Genomic DNA, 19,195 nt, shown 5'->3' on the forward strand with positions numbered 1-19,195 from the left:
TCGAAAACGACTATATAGTATTACTAATTACCCAACAACACTTCCAAAGCTGCGATTTTGCGCTTATGTTTAGCCATGACTTGCAAACAATAGTCTTACAATAAGAGAATCGATCATGTCTGAGAAGAAACCCACCCTGCGCTCCGCCCAATGGTTTGGCACGGCCGACAAGAACGGCTTCATGTACCGCAGCTGGATGAAGAATCAGGGCATCGCCGACCACCAGTTCCACGGCAAGCCGATCATCGGCATCTGCAACACCTGGTCGGAACTGACCCCGTGCAACGCGCATTTCCGCCAGATTGCCGAGCACGTCAAACGCGGCGTGATCGAGGCCGGTGGCTTTCCGGTGGAATTCCCGGTGTTCTCCAATGGCGAGTCGAACCTGCGCCCGACCGCCATGCTCACCCGCAACCTGGCGAGCATGGACGTCGAAGAAGCGATTCGCGGCAACCCGATTGACGGCGTGGTGCTGCTGACCGGCTGCGACAAAACCACCCCGGCGCTGCTGATGGGCGCGGCCAGTTGCGACGTGCCGGCGATCGTCGTCACCGGCGGGCCGATGCTCAACGGCAAGCACAAGGGCAAGGACATCGGTTCCGGCACGGTTGTGTGGCAGCTCAGCGAGCAGGTCAAGGCCGGCACCATCACCATTGACGATTTCCTTGCAGCCGAGGGCGGCATGTCACGCTCGGCGGGCACCTGCAACACCATGGGCACCGCGTCGACCATGGCCTGCATGGCCGAAGCACTCGGCACGTCCCTGCCGCACAACGCGGCGATTCCGGCGGTGGATGCGCGACGTTACGTGTTGGCGCATATGTCCGGCATGCGCGCAGTGGAGATGGTGCGCGAAGATTTGCGCCTGTCGAAGATCCTGACCAAGGAAGCCTTTGAAAACGCCATTCGGGTCAACGCGGCGATCGGCGGTTCGACCAACGCGGTGATTCACCTGAAAGCCATCGCCGGGCGCATCGGCGTCGAGTTGGATCTGGATGACTGGACGCGCATCGGGCGCGGCATGCCGACCATCGTCGACCTGCAACCGTCCGGGCGTTTCCTGATGGAAGAGTTTTACTACGCCGGTGGTTTGCCGGCGGTGCTGCGGCGTCTCGGTGAGGCCAATCTGATCCCCAATCCGAACGCGCTGACCGTTAACGGTAAATCGCTGGGCGAGAACACCAAGGACGCGCCGATCTATGGCGAGGACGAAGTGATCCGCACCCTCGACAATCCGATCCGCGCGGACGGCGGTATCTGTGTATTGCGCGGCAACCTGGCGCCGCTGGGTGCGGTACTCAAGCCGTCCGCCGCGACCCCGGAATTGATGCAGCATCGTGGACGCGCAGTAGTGTTCGAGAACTTCGACATGTACAAGGCGCGGATCAATGATCCGGAGCTGGATGTCGATAAAGACTCGATTCTGGTGATGAAAAACTGCGGGCCGAAGGGTTATCCAGGCATGGCCGAGGTGGGCAACATGGGCTTGCCGGCCAAGCTGCTGGCCCAAGGCGTGACCGACATGGTGCGCATCTCGGATGCGCGGATGAGCGGCACCGCGTACGGCACCGTGGTTTTGCACGTTGCCCCGGAAGCCGCTGCCGGTGGGCCATTGGCGGTGGTGCAGGAAGGCGACTGGATCGAGCTCGATTGCGCCAGCGGGCGTTTGCATCTGGACATTCCGGATGCCGAACTGGCAGCGCGCATGGCGGATCTGCAGCCACCGCAGCAGCTACTGGTCGGCGGCTATCGTCAGCTGTACATCGACCATGTGTTGCAGGCGGATCAGGGTTGTGACTTTGACTTCCTGGTGGGTTGCCGAGGGGCCGAAGTGCCGCGCCATTCTCATTAAGATCAAAAGATCGCAGCCTGCGGCAGCTCCTACCTTGGAATGCATTTCCCTGTAGGAGCTGCCGCAGGCTGCGATCTTTTCAAGGGCTGGATCGCCCACCGCCCGTGCCTGCTATGATGCGCGGCATCTCCATCGCTCAGGATCGCGCCGTTCCCCATGGATTACCGCAAACCTTCCGACCGTAAAAGCATGCACTCGCGCATTGTCCAGGAACTGGGCATGCAGATCGTCTCCGGACGCTTTTTGCCCGACGACAAACTGCCCGCCGAAGCACTGCTGTGCGAGGAATACGCGGTCAGCCGCCCGGTGTTGCGCGAAGCCACGCGAGTGCTGGTGGCCAAGGGGCTGGTGTACTCCAAACCGCGTGTTGGCACGGTGGTCAAGGCCCGTCGCGAATGGCACATGCTCGACCCGGACGTGCTGCACTGGCTGATGCAAAGCAGTCCGCAGAATGAATTCTTCAATGTGCTGACCAGCGTGCGCAGCATCATCGAACCGGCCGCTGCCGCCCTCGCCGCCCAGCACGCGACCGAGGCCGACATCACCGCCATCGGCGAGGCCTATCAACGCATGGAAGCCGCGCCGACACCGGAAGCCTTGCTGCAACCGGACCTGGACTTCCATAGCCGGATTGCCGATGCGACGCACAACGATTTGCTGGCGAACCTGTGCAACATGCTTTCGGTGGCGATTGCCGAGGCGTTGAAGCATTCCAACCAGCGACCGAATCTGCATGAACTGGCGTTGCCGCGGCACAAGGCGATTCTTACGGCGATCGAGAACCGCGATGCACTGGGTGCCCGCCACGCGACGCTGGTGCAGCTGGATGATGCGCGCAGTGCGTTGAGTGCGGTGCTCGGCACCGAGTTCTCTTGAAGCAAAGTCAAAAGATCGCAGCCTTCGGCAGCTCCTACAGGGATCATGTGCACCGGTGAATATCGGGTGTACTTGTGCCCATGTAGGAGCTGCCGAAGGCTGCGATCTTTTGATCTTGAGCTACAAAAAAGCCGCAACCCTGAGGTTGCGGCTTGTCGTTTCAGGCATCCGGATCAGTGAGCAAACAGCGAATTGCCCTTCTGCCCCGCCAGTTTCTCCGGCTTGATCAAGAACTTGGCCAGGGCCGGCAACAGCCACAGCGCACCGAACATGTTCCACAGCAACATGAAGGTCAGCATCAGGCCCATGTCGGCCTGGAACTTGATCGCCGAGAAGATCCAGGTGCACACGCCGATGGCCAGGCACAGGCCGGTGAACAGCACCGCTTTACCGGTGGATTTCAGGGTCTGGTAATAGGCTTCCTGCAACGGCAGACCGGCACGCAGGAAACTCTCCAGACGGCTGTAGATGTAGATGCCGTAGTCCACGCCAATCCCCACGCCCAGTGCCACCACCGGCAGGGTCGCGACTTTGACGCCGATGCCCATGAACGCCATCAGCGCGTTGCCCAGCACCGAGGTCAGCACCAGCGGCAGGACGATGCACAGGGTCGCCGCCCATGAACGGAAGGTGATCATGCACATCACTGCGACGCAGATGTACACCAGGATCAGGATGGTCAGCTCGGCCTGTTTGATCACCTCGTTGGTGGCCGCTTCGATCCCGGCGTTACCGGCGGCGAGGATGAATTCCAGACCGTCCTTGTTGTTGGCCTTGGCGAATTCCTGCACCGCATGCACCGCGCGGTCGAGGGTTTCGGCCTTGTGGTCGTTGAGGAAAATCAACACCGGCGCCAGCGAACAGCTGTTGTTGTACAGGCCGTCGGCGCGGGCGATCGAGTTGTTCAGCACGTCCGGGTTGCGCGACAGGGTTTCCCATTTCAGGTTGCCCTCGTTCATGCCCTTGATCATCTGCTTGGATACGGTCACCAGCGAGATCGCCGACTGCACGCCCTCGGTGTTCTGCATCTTCCACATCAGTTCGTCGATCGGCGCCATCGCTTCGTAGCGCGAGCAGCCCTCGGTGGCGGTCTTGACCATCACCACCAGCACGTCGGAACTGGTGGAATAGTTGTTGATGATGAAGTTGTTGTCCTTGTTGTAGCGCGAGTCCGGACGCAGCTCCGGCGCGCCCTGGTCGAGGTCGCCGATCTTCAGGTTCTGGCTGTACCAGAGGCCGCCGCCGAAGGCGAGCAGCGCCAGAGCAATCGAAACCGGGGCGACTTTCGGGCTGGCGAAATTCGACAGCAGGCGCCAGAACGGATGTTCGCGATTCGCGTCCTTCTTGCTCTTGGCAATCGCACGCTTGCTGATGCCGACATAGGAAATCGCCACCGGCAGCAGGATCAGGTTGGTGAACACAATCACCGCCACGCCGATGGACGCGCCGATCGCCAGTTCGCGGATCACCCCGATATCAATGATCAGCAGGGTGATGAAGCCCACGGCGTCAGCGAGAATCGCGATCATCCCCGGCAGGAACAGTTGCCGGAACGTGCGCCGCGCCGCGGTCAGGGCGTTGTCCGCCTCACTCGACTGCAGGGCGATGCCGTTGATCTTCTGCACGCCGTGGGAAATGCCGATGGCGAAGATCAGGAACGGCACCAGCATCGAATACGGATCCAGCCCGAAACCGAAGAAGTGCATCAGCCCGAGCTGCCAGACCACCGCCACCAGCGTGGTGCTCAATACCGCAATGGTGCTGCGCAGGCAGTTGGTGAACCACAGCAGCAGAATCAGGGTGATGACGAACGCGATGCCGAAGAACATCACCACCATCACCAGACCGTCGATCAGGTCTCCGACCTTCTTGGCGAAGCCGACGATGTGGATTTTGACGTTGGGGTTCTGCGCTTCGAACTTGTTGCGGATCTTGTCTTCGAGCTCATGGGAGAACTGGCGGTAGTCCAGCGCCAGCAGCTTGCCCTGATCCTGCGGGTCCGGGTAGGACTCCAGCAGCGGGATGTCGACGATGCTCGATTTGAAGTCGTTGGCCACCAGGCGCCCGACCTGCCCGGATTTGAGGACGTTGTTGCGCAGCATGTCGAGGCTGTCCGGCGAGCCGTCGTAGCTCTGCGGGATCACTTCGCCGCCGGCAAAGCCTTCTTCGGTGACTTCGGTCCAGCGTACGCTCGGACTCCACAGCGACTTGAGGCCGGAGCGGTCGACGCCGGAGATGTAGAACACCTCGTCGTTGATCTGGCGCAGGGTCTCCATGTATTCCTTGGAGAAGATGTCGCCGTCCTTGGCTTCCACCGAAATCCGTACGGTGTTGCCCAGGTTCGCCAGATCGTTGCGGTGCTCCATCATCTTCTCGATGAACGGATGCTTGAGCGGGATCATTTTTTCGAAACTGGTGGAGGGGCGAATCAGCGTGGCCTGCCAGAACAGGAAGATGCTGACCACCAGGCAGATCAGGATCACGGCCGGGCGGTTGTTGAAAATCAGACGTTCGAGGAACGTCGCCTTGTCCTGATGATGAGTGCTCAAGGAAGTCATAGCCCCGCCTTCTTATTATTGATTTCGGCGCCGTTTGGCTGCGTGGTGTGCACGCCGCCCTGCCCGGTCAGAATCAGATTGCCGTCGCCGGCCGCTGTCACCGAGGACAGCGAAATGCGGTCCGGGCGGTTGAACACGCTGAAGGTTTCGCCGTTGTCGCTGCTGCTGATCACCGAGCCGCCGTTGCCGACGATCACGATCGAGCCGTCGGCGAGCAGCGTGGCGCCGGACAGACCGAACTCCAGCGCACCACGCGCGGCCTTGAGTTCGACCTGCTGCCAGGTGCTGCCGAAGTCGCTGGAACGATAGAGATTGCCGCGCAGGCCGTAGGCCAACAAGGTCTGCGCCTGGGCGGTGCCGATCACGCCGAACAGCGAGCCTTGATATGGGCCCTGGAGTTTTTCCCAGGTCTGGCCCCAGTCCGGGGAGCGGAACATGCTGCCCTGCTCGCCGACGATGAACAGCCCGGCGTCCTTGACCGCCGCGATGGCGTTGAGGTGGAACTGGTCCTGGTTGTCGAGGCGGTCGCTGACGTCCTGCCAGTTCTTGCCGCCGTCGGTGGTTTCCAGCAAGGCACCGTAGGCGCCTACGGCGACGCCGTGGTTGACGTCCTGGAACCAGACGTCGAGCAGCGGTGCTTCGCGCTTGAGGTCTTCGAACTGTTTGCTCCAGGTCAGGCCGCCGTCAGCGCTGGCGAGGATCTGCGCGTCGTGGCCGACCGCCCAGCCGTGCTTGTCGTCGACGAAGTACACCGCCGTCAGCAGTTGCCGGGTCGGCACCTTGGCCTGGGTCCAGGTCTTGCCCTGGTCATCGGAATAGAGAATGTGCCCGCGATCACCCACCGCCACCAGGCGGGTGCCGGCGTGGACAACATCGAGTATCAGGCTTTTGGCGGCTTTGGCCGATTCGGTGGAGTACACCCCGTCGGCGGGCGCTTCGGCGGCCAGAACGGGTGCCGACAAGGCAGCACAGCCCAGCAGTGTGAGTGCTGTGGCCAGCAACGCGGTGTTGCGTAACGCCGGCGGGCGGCAACGACTCATAGACCTTCCCCTATTTATTATTGTTAGGCCATTGGGCCTTAGGGCACCGCAAGGGTGCTCGTGGTGACTGATGGGTCACAAGCATAGCCGTGAAACCCGCAGTCCAGAGCGCCTTGGGAAGCTGGCTCATCCTATCGGGCTTTGGAAACGTCTGACAATCGGCGCCACGTTATCTTTTGTTAACCAAATGACCCCGACACAACCCCCTGTAGGAGCTGCGGCACGCTGCGATCTTTTGATCCGGGTTTTTAAAAACAAGATCAAAAGATCGCAGCGTGCCGCAGCTCCTACATCGATATCGCGTCGTGGCGGATTGATGAGGATGGCAGGCGAATACACCGCCATTCGCCGGATCGATGCGGCAAATCTTGCGACGGGGACTTGCACGATCGGTATTATGGTATACCATCAGACGCACAGACACTCTCAATCCCCTTACGGAGCAGCTCATGAGTTTCGAAATTCGCAAGATCGTCAGCTATGTCGAAGAAACCTTCATCGAAGGCGGCAAGGCCACTGACAAGCCAGTGACCATGGTTGGCCTGGCCGTGGTGATGAAGAACCCGTGGGTCGGCAACGGCTTCGTCGAGGACCTGAAACCGCAAATCCGCGCCAACTGCTCCGACCTCGGCGCAATGATGGTCGAGCGTCTGGTGGGCATCATCGGTGGCGCCGAGAAGATCGAGGCTTACGGCAAAGCGGCAGTGGTCGGCGCTGACGGCGAAATCGAACACGCCTCGGCGGTGATCCACACCCTGCGCTTCGGCAACCACTACCGCGAAGCGGTCAAGGCCAAGAGCTACCTGAGCTTCACCAACAAGCGCGGCGGCCCGGGCACGTCGATCCAGATCCCGATGATGCACAAGGACGACGAAGGGCTGCGCTCGCACTACATCACCCTGGAAATGCAGATCGAAGACGCGCCGCGTGCCGACGAAATCGTCGTGGTGCTCGGTTGCGCCGACGGTGGTCGCCTGCACCCGCGCATCGGCAACCGCTACATCGATCTGGAAGAACTGGCCGCCGAAAAAGCCCAGTAATCACAATAAAAAGGCATTGCAGGAGCGCTCCATGATTCGGCTCACCGCTGAACTCACCCCGGCTGGCACCAGTTACCTGGCGACCGGCCAAGGCCAGCCCGTGGTCTTGATCCACGGCGTGGGCCTGAACAAAGAAATGTGGGGCGGCCAGATCGTTGGCCTGTCTGCCCAATACCAGGTGATCGCCTACGACATGCTCGGCCATGGCGCCAGCCCGCGCCCGGCCAGCGGCACCGGCCTGCTCGGTTATGCCGATCAGTTGCTGGAACTGCTCGATCACTTGAATCTGCCCCAGGCAGCGGTGATCGGTTTCTCCATGGGTGGCCTGGTAGCGCGGGCGTTTGCCCTGCATTACCCCGAGCGTCTGCAAAGCCTGGTGGTGCTCAACAGCGTGTTCAACCGCAGCGAAGAACAGCGCGCCGGGGTCATCGCCCGCACCGCGCAGGCGGCCGAACACGGGCCGGACGCCAATGCCGAAGCGGCGCTGTCGCGCTGGTTCAGCCGCGAATATCAGGCGGCGAACCCGGCGCAGATCGCGGCCATTCGTCAGACCCTGGCCGGCAACGACCCGCAGGGCTACCTGACTACCTACGAATTGTTCGCCACTCAGGACATGTACCGCGCCGACGACCTCGGCAGCATCCAGGCACCGACGCTGATCGCCACCGGCGAATTGGACCCCGGTTCCACCCCGGAAATGGCCGAGCAACTGGCCCGGCGCATCCCCGGTGCGAAGGTTGCGGTACTGCCCGAGCAACGGCATATGATGCCGGTAGAGTCGCCGCGCCTGGTCAACCAGACGCTGCTGCAATTTCTCGACTACGCACACGCCCGACAAAACCCTATAAAGGGGATCGTTGCATGACACTCCAACGCTTCCAGATGTGCATCGGCGGAGAATGGGTCGACGCCCTCTCCGGCAAGACTTTCGAAAGCCTCAACCCGGCCAGCGCGCAAGCCTGGGCCGAACTGCCTGACGCCGATGAAGCCGATGTCGAACGCGCCGTGCAAGCGGCGCAGACTGCCTTCGACAGCCCGGCCTGGCGCGGTCTCACCGCCACCGCACGCGGCAAACTGCTGCGGCGGCTCGGTGACCTGATCGCGGAAAACAAGGAACAACTGGCGCAGCTGGAAAGCCGCGACAACGGCAAACTGATCCGCGAAACCCGTGGTCAGGTCGGTTATCTGCCGGAGTTCTTCCACTACACCGCAGGCCTGGCCGACAAGCTCGAAGGCGGCACCCTGCCGCTGGACAAGCCCGACCTGTTTGCCTACACCGTGCACGAAGCGATGGGCGTGGTCGCCGCGATCATTCCCTGGAACAGCCCGCTGTACCTGACCGCGATCAAACTGGCTCCGGCCCTCGCCGCCGGCAACACGATTGTGATCAAGCCGTCCGAGCACGCTTCGGCAACCATCCTTGAGCTGGCGCGACTGGCGCTGGAAGCCGGAATTCCAACGGGCGTGGTCAACGTTGTCACCGGTTACGGCCCGAGCACCGGCGCCGCCCTCACCCGCCATCCGCTGATCCGCAAGATCGCCTTCACCGGCGGCGCGGCCACGGCCCGGCACGTGGTGCGCAGCAGCGCCGAGAACTTCGCCAAGTTGTCACTGGAACTCGGCGGCAAATCGCCAAACATCATCTTCGCCGACGCCGATCTGGACAGCGCGATCAACGGCGCCATCGCCGGGATCTACGCCGCCTCGGGCCAGAGCTGCGTGTCCGGTTCGCGCCTGCTGGTGCAGGACGAAATCTACGACGAGTTCGTCAACCGTCTGGTCGAACGCGCCCAGCGCATCCGCATCGGCAACCCGCAGGACGACCACAGCGAAATGGGTCCGATGGCCACCGCGCAGCAATTGGCGGTGGTCGAAGGTCTGGTGGCGGATGCCATCGCTGAAGGCGCGCGGTTGCGCACCGGCGGCAAGCGTCCGGCCGACCTCGGTGACGGCTGGTTCTACGAGCCGACGCTGTTCGAGTGCGACCGCAACTCGATGAAGATCATGCAGGAAGAAGTCTTCGGCCCGGTGGCTTCGGTGATTCGCTTCAAAGATGAAGCCGAAGCGCTGGCAATCGCCAACGACTCGCAGTTTGGCCTCGCCGCCGGCATCTGGACCCGCGACCTGGGCCGCGCCCATCGTCTGGCCCGGGACGTGCGCTCAGGGATCATCTGGGTCAACACCTACCGCGCGGTATCGGCCATGGCGCCAATTGGCGGTTTCAAGAACAGTGGCTATGGACGCGAAAGCGGCATCGATTCGGTGCTGGCCTACACCGAACTGAAAACGGTGTGGATCAATCTCTCTCAGGCCCCGATGCCTGACCCGTTTGTGATGCGCTAGGAGTCCTGCGACATGATCGAACCCGGCATTTACAAAGACGTCATGAGCTCGTTTCCGTCCGGGGTCACGGTGGTCACCACCCTCGACCCGGATGGCGCCATCGTCGGCATCACCGCCAGCGCCTTCAGTGCGCTGTCGATTGACCCGGCGCTGGTGCTGTTCTGCCCCAACTACGCCTCCGACACCTACCCGGTGCTGCGCGACAGCCAGAAATTCGCGATCCATTTGCTGTCCGCCGAGCAGACCGCCGAGGCCTACGCCTTCGCCGGCAAAGGCAAGGACAAGGCCAAAGGCATCGAGTGGCACTTGAGCGAACTGGGTAACCCGATCCTCGCCAAGGCCACAGCAATCATCGAGTGCGAGTTGTGGCGTGAATACGACGGTGGTGATCACGCGATCATTGTCGGCGCGGTGAAGAACCTGATCCTGCCCGCGCAACCGGTGACGCCGATGATTTATCACAAGGGCAAGCTCGGGCCGTTGCCGACCCTGGCTTGATGGATACATAGGTCCCACTGTGGAACTGCCCATTGTGGTGAGGGGATTTATCCCCGATGGGGTGCGAAGCGCCCCCACAACCTGCACCCGCGTTTTTCCAGAAACACCGCGTGCAATGGTTTACGACTGCTCCGCAGCCGGTCGGGGATAAATCCCCTCACCACAGGGTTCATTCCAGCAAAGGGATATGTGGTGCGAGGAGGAATGATGAGTAACGAAAAATACGAAAAGGGCCTGAAGATCCGCACCCAGGTGCTGGGCGAAGCCTACGTGCAACGCTCGATCGAGAACGCCGACGACTTCACCCGCCCACTGCAGGAAATGGTCACCGAATACTGCTGGGGCCATGTCTGGGGGCGCGAGGGTTTGTCGCTCAAGGAGCGCAGCATGATCAACCTGGCGATGATCTCGGCGCTCAACCGTCCGCACGAACTCAAGCTGCATGTGCGCGGCGCCTTGCGTAACGGCCTGAGTCGTGAGCAAATACGCGAAATTCTGCTTCAGGTCGGTATTTATTGCGGCGTCCCGGCAGCCGTGGACAGTTTCCGGCTCGCCCGTGAAGCCTTCGCCGAAGCCGACGCCGAGGCCTCCAGTTAACCCCTCGGCTGTTTAGATGCCCGTCTGGCATGGACAGCCAACTTAAAGAGCGGACCCCATGAAACGCCAGCCACTCGACGAAAGCTTCAAGGTCAATCGCAACCCCGTTACCCTGCGCGAAATCGTGCTGGATAAACTGCGTAGCGCGATCATGAATTTCCAGCTCATGCCCGGCGATCGTCTGGTGGAGCGCGATCTGTGCGATCGCCTCGGTGTCAGTCGTACGTCGGTGCGCGAAGCCTTGCGTCACCTGGAGTCCGAAGGCCTGGTCGAATTCGCCGATGCCAAAGGCCCGCGCGTAGCGATCATCACCCTCGCCGATGCAGTCGACATCTATGAACTGCGCTGCGTGCTCGAAGGCCTGATCGTCCAGCTGTTCACCCTGCGCGCCAAGGCCAAGGACATCAAGGCCCTGGAAAAAGCCCTCGACGAGAACCGCAAGGCACTCAAGGACGGCGAACTGCAACAGGTGATCGACTCGGTGCAGGGCTTCTACGACGTGCTGCTCGAAGGCTCGGGCAACCATGTTGCGGCCACGCAGTTGCGCCAGTTGCAGGCGCGCATCAGCTACCTGCGGGCGACCTCGGTGTCCCAGGAAAACCGGCGCGGCGCGAGTAATCACGAAATGGAAAAAATGGTCGAGGCGATCAAGAGCGGTGATCCGCTGGCGGCGCATCAGGCTTGCGTCGATCACGTGCGTGCGGCAGCTGCCGTGGCCCTCGATTATCTGAAGCGCAAACAGGAAGAGACCGGCGCCACGCCGACGATCACCCTGCCCATCGCGCTGAAAGAACCGCGCATAGGTCACTGACATGTTCAGCCCGAGCTTTTGCCCTAAATGCGGTGGCCCTGACCTCGGTCAGCAGGTACCGCCGGGCGATACGCACGAGCGCCTGATGTGCCGCGGCTGCGGCTACATCCACTATGTGAACCCGAAAATCATCGCCGGCTGCATCATCGAGCAGGACGGCAAATACCTGTTGTGCCAACGGGCGATCCCGCCGCGCCCCGGCACCTGGACGCTGCCGGCCGGCTTCATGGAAAGCGGCGAAACCACCGAACAGGCCGCCCTGCGCGAAGTCTGGGAAGAAAGCGGCGTACGTGCGGAAATCGTCTCGCCGTATTCGATCTTCAGCGTGCCGAAAATCAGCGAGGTATACATCATCTTCCGCGCGATCGCGCTGGAGATCACCGGGCAGTACGGGCCCGAGACTCTCGACTACAAGTTCTTTGCCCCTGAAGACATTCCGTGGGAGCAGATCTACTACCCGGCGATCCGGCAGATCCTCGAGCGCTATATCGAGGAGCGTCAGGCCGGGGTGTATGGGATCTACATGGGCAATGATGACAGCGGCAAGATCCACTTTATCCGCTGATACCTCACCCCTGTAGGAGCTGCCGCAGGCTGCGATCTTTTGACTNGACTTTGATTTTAAAAAACAAGATCAAAAGATCGCAGCCTGCGGCAGCTCCTACAATGGCTACGGCGCCAGACCTTCGACGATAACGATCTCCGCCCGCGCCCATTCCTCGCGATAACGTTTCGCCTCCTGATACGCCGCCGAGTGGTAGCACGCCAGCGCCTGCTCGTAGCTCTCGAACTCGATCACCACGCTACGCTGTGGAGTAGGCCTGCCCTCCAGTGCTTCGCTGCGCCCGCCACGCGCTAAAAACTTCGCGCCGAATTCGGCGAACGCCTTCGGTGCGCGCTGGGTGTATTGGCTGTAGTGCTCGGCATCGTCGACATCCACGTGAGCAATCCAGTACGCCTTCATAGTGACCTCATTGTTGATTTTGTATTATGGTATACCAATATTATTTCCAACAAACCCTGAGAGTCCAGCATGGCCTTCAACAGCATCGAAGAAATCCTCGAAGATTATCGCCTCGGCAAAATGGTCCTGCTGGTCGATGACGAAGATCGGGAAAACGAAGGCGACCTGCTGCTGGCCGCCGACTGCTGCACGCCCGAGGCGATCAGCTTCATGGCCCGTGAAGCGCGCGGGTTGATCTGCCTGACGTTGACCGACGAACACTGCCAGCGCCTGGGCCTTGAGCAGATGGTGCCGAGCAATGGCAGCGTGTTCAGCACCGCGTTCACCGTGTCGATTGAAGCGGCGGTCGGCGTCACCACTGGCATTTCTGCAGCTGACCGCGCACGCACGGTCGCTGCCGCTGTGGCGAAAGACGCTCGCGCCGAAGACCTGGTGCAGCCCGGCCATATCTTCCCGCTGCGCGCCAAGGAAGGCGGCGTGCTGACCCGCGCCGGCCACACCGAAGCCGGCTGCGACCTTGCCCGCCTCGCCGGTTTCACCCCGGCCTCGGTGATCGTCGAGGTGATGAACGATGACGGCACCATGGCCCGCCGCCCGGATCTGGAAGTGTTCGCCCGTAAGCACGGAATCAAGATCGGCACCATCGCTGACCTGATCCACTATCGCCTGAGCACCGAGCACACCATCGAGCGCATCGGTGAGCGTGAGTTGCCAACGGTGCACGGCACCTTCCGCCTGATCACTTTCGAAGATCGCATTGAGGGCGGCGTACACATGGCGATGGTCATGGGCGATCTGCGCCGCGAAGAGCCGACGCTGGTGCGCGTGCATGTGATCGATCCGCTGCGTGATCTGGTCGGCGCCGAGTACAGCGGGCCGAGCAACTGGACGCTGTGGGCGGCGCTGCAACGGGTCGCGGCGGAAGGTCATGGGGTTGTGGTGGTGTTGGCCAATCATGAATCGTCACAGGCGCTGCTGGAGCGCGTGCCGCAATTGACCCAGCCGCCACGGCAGTTCAGTCGCTCGCAATCGCGGATTTATTCGGAGGTGGGTACCGGGGCGCAGATTCTGCAGAACCTCGGTGTCGGCAAACTGCGCCATCTTGGGCCGCCGCTGAAGTATGCGGGGCTGACCGGGTATGACCTGGAGGTGGTGGAGAGCATTCCGTTTACCGACTAACGCCCAGACACAGGTGATTTCCTGTGGCGAGGGAGCTTGCTCCCGCTGGACTGCGCAGCAGGCCCAAGCTTTTCAGAGAAGCGAGGGTCGCTTCGCAACCCGGCGGGAGCAAGCTCCCTCGCCACAATTTTCCATCTGTCACAAAACTTCCAGCGGTAAAAAAACACATTCCCCAGATAACCGGTAAGGCAAAGTGCTTGCACAAAGTTTGGAATACCATAATATGATATTCCATAGACCGGACGACCTGAAAAACCGTCCAGCTACTGCTCCCGACAGGCGGGCAACAACGCAAGCCCGCTCAAAAACACAACAATGAGGGCGTGAAAATGGTGTTGAACAAAGCTGCAACCGCAATCTTTTTTGCGGGACTGCTGAGCGTGACCGGCCAGGCTGCAATGGCCGCCGAGAGTGTGAACTTTGTCAGCTGGGGCGGTAGCACCCAGGATGCGCAGAAACAGGCCTGGGCCGATCCGTTCAGCAAGGCCAGCGGCATCACCGTGGTGCAGGACGGCCCGACCGACTACGGCAAACTCAAGGCCATGGTCGAAAGCGGTAACGTGCAATGGGACGTGGTCGATGTCGAAGCCGACTTTGCCCTGCGCGCCGCTTCCGAAGGCCTGCTCGAACCCCTCGATTTCAACGTCATCCAGCGCGACAAGATCGACCCGCGTTTCGTCAGCGACTACGGCGTCGGCTCGTTCTTCTTCTCCTTCGTCCTCGGCTACAACGAGGGCAAGCTTGGCGCTGCCAAGCCGCAAGACTGGAGCGCCCTGTTCGACACCAAGACCTATCCCGGCAAACGCGCGCTCTATAAATGGCCAAGCCCCGGCGTGCTCGAACTGGCGCTGCTGGCCGACGGCGTAGCGGCTGACAAGCTCTACCCGCTGGATCTGGATCGCGCCTTCAAGAAACTCGACACCATCAAGAAAGACATCGTCTGGTGGGGCGGTGGCGCGCAGTCGCAGCAACTGCTGGCCTCCGGTGAAGCGAGCATGGGTCAGTTCTGGAACGGCCGGATTCACGCCCTGCAGGAAGACGGCGCCCCCGTCGGTGTGAGCTGGAAACAGAACCTGGTCATGGCCGACATTCTGGTGATTCCAAAAGGCTCGAAAAACAAGGACGCGGCGATGAAGTTTCTGGCCAACGCCAGCAGTGCCAAAGGCCAGGCGGACTTCTCCAACCTGACCGCCTACGCCCCGGTCAACGTCGACAGCGTGGCGCGCCTGGACTCGGTGCTGGCCCCGAACCTACCGACGGCCTACGCCAAGGATCAAATCACGCTTGATTTCGCGTACTGGGCCAAGAACGGTCAAGCCATCGCGACACGGTGGAACGAATGGCTGGTCAAATGAAAATGGCGGCCACTGCGCCCCGCCCCGCAACGGTGACCGGTAGCGCCACTGGCGCTGCCGGCTCGTCCCCCACCTTCAGACAACGCTGGAAAGGTGCCGGCAACCTGGTCCCGGCCCTGCTGTTCCTCGGCCTGTTCTTTCTCGCGCCGTTGATTGGCCTGCTGTTGCGCGGCGTACTGGAACCGACTCCCGGCCTTGGCAACTACGAACAACTGTTCGCCAACTCGGCGTATGCGCGGGTGCTGCTCAACACCTTTTCGGTGGCCGGGCTGGTGACGATTTTCAGCCTGTTGCTGGGTTTTCCACTGGCGTGGGCGATTACCCTGGTGCCACGCGGCTGGGGGCGCTGGATCCTCAACATCGTGCTGCTGTCGATGTGGACCAGCCTGCTCGCCCGCACCTATTCGTGGCTGGTGCTGCTGCAAGCCTCGGGGGTGATCAACAAGGCGCTGATGGCGCTGGGCATCATCGATCAGCCACTGGAAATGGTGCACAACCTCACCGGCGTGGTGATCGGCATGAGTTACATCATGATCCCGTTCATCGTCCTGCCGTTGCAGGCAACCATGCAGGCCATCGACCCGATGATCCTGCAGGCCGGCTCGATCTGTGGCGCCAGTCCCTGGACCAACTTCTTCCGGGTGTTCCTGCCGCTGTGCAGGCCGGGGCTGGCGTCCGGCGGGTTGATGGTGTTCGTGATGTCGCTCGGTTACTACGTCACCCCGGCGCTGCTCGGCGGGGCGCAGAACATGATGCTGCCGGAGTTCATCATTCAGCAGGTGCAATCGTTCCTCAACTGGGGCCTGGCCAGTGCCGGCGCCGCGTTGCTGATCGCGATCACGCTGGTGCTGTTCTACTTCTACCTGAAGCTTCAGCCGGAATCCCCGGTTGGCGCCAGCAACGCGAGGTAAGCCGAGATGCTCCTGACTCCCAATGCCATGAGCCGGCGGATGCGTTTCGGCTTGTACGCCACCACCGGACTGATCGGTTTGTTTCTGCTGTTGCCGATCGTGTTCATCGTCCTGCTGTCGTTCGGTTCGTCGCAGTGGCTGGTGTTCCCGCCGCCGGGCTGGACGTTGAAATGGTACGGCCAGTTCTTCTCCAACGCTGACTGGATGAACGCCGCGGCGGCCAGCCTCAAGGTCGCGGTGCTGACCACGATCTGCGCCGTGGCCCTCGGTTTGCCGACGGCGTTTGCCTTGGTGCGCGGGCGTTTTCCCGGACGGGAAATGCTCTACGGCCTGTTCACCCTGCCGATGATCGTGCCGCTGGTGATCATAGCCGTGGCGGTGTACGCGCTGTTTCTCAAGCTCGGTTACACAGGGACGATGTTCGCCTTCGTGGTCAGCCATGTGATCGTCGCGCTGCCGTTCACCATTATCTCGATCATCAACTCGCTGAAGCTGTTCGATCAGTCGATTGAAGACGCGGCGGTGATCTGCGGTGCCTCACGCCTGCAAGCGGTGTTCAAGGTGACCTTTCCGGCGATCCGTCCGGGCATGGTCGCCGGCGCCCTCTTCGCCTTTCTGGTTTCGTGGGACGAAGTGGTGCTCAGCGTGATGATGGCCAGCCCGACCCTGCAAACCCTTCCCGTGAAAATGTGGACCACTTTGCGCCAGGACCTGACCCCGGTGATCGCCGTCGCTTCGACGCTGCTGATCGGCCTGTCGGTATTGGTCATGGTGATCGCCGCCGCGCTGCGCCGGCGCAACGAAATCAGCGCCTGAGCGCCCAGGAGTACGACATGAGTGCCGTGATCAAAGACGCCTCCCTGCAGAACGACAAACCTCTGGTCAGCCTGCGCAACCTGAACAAGCACTACGGCGACTTTGCCGCCGTCGACAACATCTCGCTGGACATCAAGGACGGCGAGTTCCTGACCTTCCTCGGCTCCAGCGGCTCGGGCAAAAGCACCACGCTGTCGATGCTCGCCGGCTTCGAAACCCCAAGCAGCGGCGAGATCCTGGTCAACGGTCAGTCGTTGGTCAACGTGCCGCCGCACAAGCGCGACATCGGCATGGTGTTCCAGCGCTATTCGCTGTTCCCGCATTTGTCGGTGCGCGACAACATCGCCTTTCCGCTGGCGATCCGCAAACTCGCCGCCGCCGAACGTGACAAGCGTGTCGATGCGATGTTGAAGCTGGTGCAACTGGAACAATTCGCTCATCGCCGCCCTTCGCAACTCTCTGGCGGGCAACAGCAACGCGTCGCCATCGCCCGCGCGCTGGTCTACGAGCCACGCATTCTGTTGATGGACGAACCCCTCGGAGCGCTGGATAAAAAACTGCGTGAAGACTTGCAGGATGAACTGCGCCAGCTGCATCGGCGTCTGGGCATCACCATCGTCTACGTGACCCACGATCAGGAAGAAGCCATGCGCCTGTCGCAGCGCATTGCGATTTTCAGTCACGGCAAGATTGTGGGTTTAGGCAGCGGTTATGACCTGTACCAGAATCCGCCGAACGCGTTTGTCGCGTCGTTCCTCGGCAACTCGAACTTCCTCAAGCTCAAGGCGCAAGGCAATGCGGCGGCTTCGTTTGAAGGACAGTCATTGTCGATTCGACTGACCGCCGGGTTGCACACCGATCAGGATGTGCTGCTGATGGTGCGTCCGGAAAAGGCTGTGGCGCTGAGCGTGCAGCAGGCGAGCGACGAGCCGCTGGCGGCGGGCTGGAATGAGGTGTCGGCGCAGGTTGTGGAGGTGTTGTTTCTTGGTGAGAGCCAGACGTGCAGCGTGCTCACCGCGGGGGGTACTTCGATGACGGTGAAAGCCTTGTCCGCCGCCGGCATGCCGCTCAAGGCTGGCGATCCGGTGCGAGTGCGCTGGGCGACGGCGGATGCCTGTGTCTACAGCGAATGGGCTGAAAGCGACCTCAACAAAGCCGCCGGTTCTCACTGACAATCCGTGAAGGAGCTGCATTTCAACTGTGGGAGCGAGCCTGCTCGCGAATGCGGTGCGTCATTCAACGTTAATNGCTGACTGACACGGCCTCTTCGCGAGCAGGCTCGCTCCCACAGGGGCCGGTGGTGTTCAGTTGATCGGAGTGAACCCTTCGATTTCGTCCGGCCACGCCGTTAGGATCTCGAAGCCGGTGTCGGTCACCGCGACCATATGCTCCCACTGCGCCGACAAGGAGCCATCCTTGGTCAGCACCGTCCAGCCGTCCGGCATGTTCTTCACATGGCGCTTGCCGGCATTGAGCATGGGTTCGACGGTGAAGATCATCCCCGCCTTGAGCTTCAGGCCCTGATTGGGGAACCCGTAATGCAGGATCTGCGGTTCATCGTGGTAGACCTTGCCAATGCCATGCCCGCAATACTCGCGCACCACGCTGAAGCCTTCTTTCTCCGCCAGACTCTGGATCGCATGGCCGATGTCACCCAGCGTCGCTCCGGGACGCACCCTGCGAATGCCGGCGCACATGGCGTCGTAGGTGGTATTGATCAGGTGTTGCGCCTCAGGCGACGCCGTGCCGACCACGTACATGCGGCTGGTGTCGCCGAACCAGCCATTCTTGATTACCGCGATGTCGAGGTTGACGATGTCGCCATCCTTCAGCGGCGTGCCCGACGGGATGCCGTGGCACACCACGTCGTTGACCGAGGCGCAGACGGTTTTCGGGAAGCCGTGATAACCGACGTTAGCCGGAATCGCTTTCTGCACATTGACGATGTAGTCGTTGCACAGGCGATCCAGTTCATCGGTGGTCACGCCCGCCTTCACATGCGGTACCAGCATCGCCAGCACCTCGGCGGCCAGCTTGCCGGCAGCGCGTGACTGAGCGATTTCGGCGGGGGTGTTGATCTTGATCTGGTTTCTCATGCGCTGACGGCTTCCTGAGTCAGTTGGTGCAGATCCAGCCCGCCGTTCTGTACGGCGCGGATCAGCAAGCGGCAAATGGCGCTGTGGTCGAGGTTGGGGTGCAGTTCGGCAAGCATGCCGATGCGCATCCAGTGCTCGGCCTGCGCGTTGATCGAGCGGCTGAGCGCGGTGCTGGAGATGCGCAGGTTCTCGTGCATGTCTTCAGAAATCTTTACGATGCCCATATCCAAATCCAATACGAAGTGTATATGGATCGTAT

Annotated in this window: 19 protein-coding genes; 14 read left to right on the forward strand and 5 right to left on the reverse strand. The window is 61.4% G+C overall.

Annotated elements, in window-relative coordinates:
* Nucleotides 1-115: 115 nt before the first annotated feature.
* Nucleotides 116-1,852, forward strand: a complete 1,737-nt coding sequence (locus ACTJKS_RS12515) for an IlvD/Edd family dehydratase (RefSeq protein WP_027613081.1) — start codon at nt 116-118, stop codon at nt 1,850-1,852.
* A 156-nt stretch (nt 1,853-2,008) separates the two neighbouring features.
* Complete coding sequence (locus ACTJKS_RS12520) at nt 2,009-2,728, forward strand: FadR/GntR family transcriptional regulator (protein ID WP_108182465.1); 720 nt, start codon at nt 2,009-2,011, stop codon at nt 2,726-2,728.
* A 173-nt stretch (nt 2,729-2,901) separates the two neighbouring features.
* Here the strand turns inward: ACTJKS_RS12520 and ACTJKS_RS12525 are convergent, their stop codons facing one another.
* Both ACTJKS_RS12525 and ACTJKS_RS12530 read right to left on the reverse strand, forming a co-directional pair.
* The gene (locus ACTJKS_RS12525; protein ID WP_086790937.1) at nt 2,902-5,286 is read right to left on the reverse strand and encodes an efflux RND transporter permease subunit; all 2,385 of its coding nucleotides are present in this window, start codon (nt 5,284-5,286) and stop codon (nt 2,902-2,904) included.
* Nucleotides 5,283-6,326: a WD40/YVTN/BNR-like repeat-containing protein gene (locus tag ACTJKS_RS12530; protein WP_108182464.1), complete on the reverse strand. Its 1,044-nt coding sequence runs from the start codon at nt 6,324-6,326 to the stop codon at nt 5,283-5,285. Before ACTJKS_RS12530 ends, ACTJKS_RS12525 begins: the two co-directional genes overlap by 4 nt.
* Nucleotides 6,327-6,775: 449 nt before the next feature.
* Here ACTJKS_RS12530 and ACTJKS_RS12535 point away from each other — a divergent pair, with 449 nt between their 5' ends.
* The 7 genes from ACTJKS_RS12535 (at nt 6,776) to ACTJKS_RS12565 (ending at nt 12,180) form a co-directional block, all read left to right on the forward strand.
* Entirely contained in the window at nt 6,776-7,366 is a 591-nt protein-coding gene (locus tag ACTJKS_RS12535; protein WP_007968626.1) for an amino acid synthesis family protein, read from the forward strand.
* 31 nt (nt 7,367-7,397) lie between these two features.
* A complete protein-coding gene (locus tag ACTJKS_RS12540) occupies nt 7,398-8,231 on the forward strand; it encodes an alpha/beta fold hydrolase (protein ID WP_095666804.1) in 834 nt (277 codons plus the stop codon).
* Entirely contained in the window at nt 8,228-9,709 is a 1,482-nt protein-coding gene (locus ACTJKS_RS12545; protein WP_198760184.1) for an aldehyde dehydrogenase, read from the forward strand. Before ACTJKS_RS12540 ends, ACTJKS_RS12545 begins: the two co-directional genes overlap by 4 nt.
* Before the next feature lie 12 nt (nt 9,710-9,721).
* Nucleotides 9,722-10,207: a flavin reductase family protein gene (locus ACTJKS_RS12550; RefSeq protein ID WP_198760185.1), complete on the forward strand. Its 486-nt coding sequence runs from the start codon at nt 9,722-9,724 to the stop codon at nt 10,205-10,207.
* A gap of 207 nt (nt 10,208-10,414) precedes the next feature.
* Complete coding sequence (locus tag ACTJKS_RS12555; RefSeq protein ID WP_007968634.1) at nt 10,415-10,804, forward strand: carboxymuconolactone decarboxylase family protein; 390 nt, start codon at nt 10,415-10,417, stop codon at nt 10,802-10,804.
* Between the two features lie 58 nt (nt 10,805-10,862).
* Complete coding sequence (locus tag ACTJKS_RS12560; protein WP_262949458.1) at nt 10,863-11,615, forward strand: GntR family transcriptional regulator; 753 nt, start codon at nt 10,863-10,865, stop codon at nt 11,613-11,615.
* A gap of 1 nt (nt 11,616) precedes the next feature.
* Complete coding sequence (locus tag ACTJKS_RS12565; RefSeq protein WP_041062549.1) at nt 11,617-12,180, forward strand: NUDIX hydrolase; 564 nt, start codon at nt 11,617-11,619, stop codon at nt 12,178-12,180.
* Nucleotides 12,181-12,285: 105 nt separating this feature from the next.
* On the opposite strand, the gene ACTJKS_RS12570 is transcribed toward ACTJKS_RS12565, so the two are convergent.
* Nucleotides 12,286-12,579 (reverse strand): DUF1330 domain-containing protein, encoded by a 294-nt coding sequence (locus tag ACTJKS_RS12570; RefSeq protein ID WP_108182461.1) that lies wholly within the window; start codon nt 12,577-12,579, stop codon nt 12,286-12,288.
* A gap of 69 nt (nt 12,580-12,648) precedes the next feature.
* Between ACTJKS_RS12570 and ribBA the strand changes: the two genes are divergently transcribed.
* The 5 genes from ribBA (at nt 12,649) to ACTJKS_RS12595 (ending at nt 18,012) form a co-directional block, all read left to right on the forward strand.
* Entirely contained in the window at nt 12,649-13,758 is a 1,110-nt protein-coding gene (ribBA, locus tag ACTJKS_RS12575; protein WP_262949573.1) for a bifunctional 3,4-dihydroxy-2-butanone-4-phosphate synthase/GTP cyclohydrolase II, read from the forward strand.
* A 329-nt stretch (nt 13,759-14,087) separates the two neighbouring features.
* Nucleotides 14,088-15,113 (forward strand): ABC transporter substrate-binding protein, encoded by a 1,026-nt coding sequence (locus ACTJKS_RS12580; RefSeq protein ID WP_262949574.1) that lies wholly within the window; start codon nt 14,088-14,090, stop codon nt 15,111-15,113.
* Nucleotides 15,110-16,024: an ABC transporter permease gene (locus ACTJKS_RS12585; RefSeq protein ID WP_041062560.1), complete on the forward strand. Its 915-nt coding sequence runs from the start codon at nt 15,110-15,112 to the stop codon at nt 16,022-16,024. The genes ACTJKS_RS12580 and ACTJKS_RS12585 overlap by 4 nt, the downstream gene beginning before the upstream one ends.
* A 6-nt stretch (nt 16,025-16,030) precedes the next feature.
* Nucleotides 16,031-16,840 (forward strand): ABC transporter permease, encoded by an 810-nt coding sequence (locus ACTJKS_RS12590; protein ID WP_025111627.1) that lies wholly within the window; start codon nt 16,031-16,033, stop codon nt 16,838-16,840.
* Nucleotides 16,841-16,857: 17 nt separating this feature from the next.
* Nucleotides 16,858-18,012, forward strand: a complete 1,155-nt coding sequence (locus ACTJKS_RS12595) for an ABC transporter ATP-binding protein (protein WP_262949575.1) — start codon at nt 16,858-16,860, stop codon at nt 18,010-18,012.
* A gap of 132 nt (nt 18,013-18,144) precedes the next feature.
* Here the strand turns inward: ACTJKS_RS12595 and map are convergent, their stop codons facing one another.
* Together map and ACTJKS_RS12605 are read right to left on the reverse strand one after the other, a co-directional pair.
* Nucleotides 18,145-18,936, reverse strand: a complete 792-nt coding sequence (map, locus tag ACTJKS_RS12600) for a type I methionyl aminopeptidase (protein WP_262949576.1) — start codon at nt 18,934-18,936, stop codon at nt 18,145-18,147.
* A complete protein-coding gene (locus ACTJKS_RS12605) occupies nt 18,933-19,160 on the reverse strand; it encodes a ParD-like family protein (RefSeq protein ID WP_041062571.1) in 228 nt (75 codons plus the stop codon). Before ACTJKS_RS12605 ends, map begins: the two co-directional genes overlap by 4 nt.
* Between the last annotated feature and the right edge of the window lie 35 nt (nt 19,161-19,195).

The sequence above is a fragment of the Pseudomonas sp. 22189 genome (assembly GCF_052045635.1).
GTDB lineage: Bacteria > Pseudomonadota > Gammaproteobacteria > Pseudomonadales > Pseudomonadaceae > Aquipseudomonas > Aquipseudomonas parakoreensis.

What these genes read in the sequence shown, in the direction of transcription:
- ACTJKS_RS12580 (WP_262949574.1), top strand. Translation starts at nt 14,088, where the DNA reads ATGGTGTTGAACAAAGCTGCAACCGCAATCTTTTTTGCGGGACTGCTG.
- ACTJKS_RS12595 (WP_262949575.1), top strand. Translation starts at nt 16,858, where the DNA reads ATGAGTGCCGTGATCAAAGACGCCTCCCTGCAGAACGACAAACCTCTG.
- ACTJKS_RS12605 (WP_041062571.1), bottom strand. Translation starts at nt 19,160, where the DNA reads ATGGGCATCGTAAAGATTTCTGAAGACATGCACGAGAACCTGCGCATC.
- ACTJKS_RS12515 (WP_027613081.1), top strand. Translation starts at nt 116, where the DNA reads ATGTCTGAGAAGAAACCCACCCTGCGCTCCGCCCAATGGTTTGGCACG.
- ACTJKS_RS12570 (WP_108182461.1), bottom strand. Translation starts at nt 12,579, where the DNA reads ATGAAGGCGTACTGGATTGCTCACGTGGATGTCGACGATGCCGAGCAC.
- ACTJKS_RS12535 (WP_007968626.1), top strand. Translation starts at nt 6,776, where the DNA reads ATGAGTTTCGAAATTCGCAAGATCGTCAGCTATGTCGAAGAAACCTTC.
- ACTJKS_RS12565 (WP_041062549.1), top strand. Translation starts at nt 11,617, where the DNA reads ATGTTCAGCCCGAGCTTTTGCCCTAAATGCGGTGGCCCTGACCTCGGT.
- ACTJKS_RS12545 (WP_198760184.1), top strand. Translation starts at nt 8,228, where the DNA reads ATGACACTCCAACGCTTCCAGATGTGCATCGGCGGAGAATGGGTCGAC.
- ACTJKS_RS12550 (WP_198760185.1), top strand. Translation starts at nt 9,722, where the DNA reads ATGATCGAACCCGGCATTTACAAAGACGTCATGAGCTCGTTTCCGTCC.
- ribBA (WP_262949573.1), top strand. Translation starts at nt 12,649, where the DNA reads ATGGCCTTCAACAGCATCGAAGAAATCCTCGAAGATTATCGCCTCGGC.
- ACTJKS_RS12530 (WP_108182464.1), bottom strand. Translation starts at nt 6,326, where the DNA reads ATGAGTCGTTGCCGCCCGCCGGCGTTACGCAACACCGCGTTGCTGGCC.
- map (WP_262949576.1), bottom strand. Translation starts at nt 18,936, where the DNA reads ATGAGAAACCAGATCAAGATCAACACCCCCGCCGAAATCGCTCAGTCA.
- ACTJKS_RS12520 (WP_108182465.1), top strand. Translation starts at nt 2,009, where the DNA reads ATGGATTACCGCAAACCTTCCGACCGTAAAAGCATGCACTCGCGCATT.
- ACTJKS_RS12540 (WP_095666804.1), top strand. Translation starts at nt 7,398, where the DNA reads ATGATTCGGCTCACCGCTGAACTCACCCCGGCTGGCACCAGTTACCTG.
- ACTJKS_RS12525 (WP_086790937.1), bottom strand. Translation starts at nt 5,286, where the DNA reads ATGACTTCCTTGAGCACTCATCATCAGGACAAGGCGACGTTCCTCGAA.
- ACTJKS_RS12560 (WP_262949458.1), top strand. Translation starts at nt 10,863, where the DNA reads ATGAAACGCCAGCCACTCGACGAAAGCTTCAAGGTCAATCGCAACCCC.
- ACTJKS_RS12585 (WP_041062560.1), top strand. Translation starts at nt 15,110, where the DNA reads ATGAAAATGGCGGCCACTGCGCCCCGCCCCGCAACGGTGACCGGTAGC.
- ACTJKS_RS12555 (WP_007968634.1), top strand. Translation starts at nt 10,415, where the DNA reads ATGAGTAACGAAAAATACGAAAAGGGCCTGAAGATCCGCACCCAGGTG.
- ACTJKS_RS12590 (WP_025111627.1), top strand. Translation starts at nt 16,031, where the DNA reads ATGCTCCTGACTCCCAATGCCATGAGCCGGCGGATGCGTTTCGGCTTG.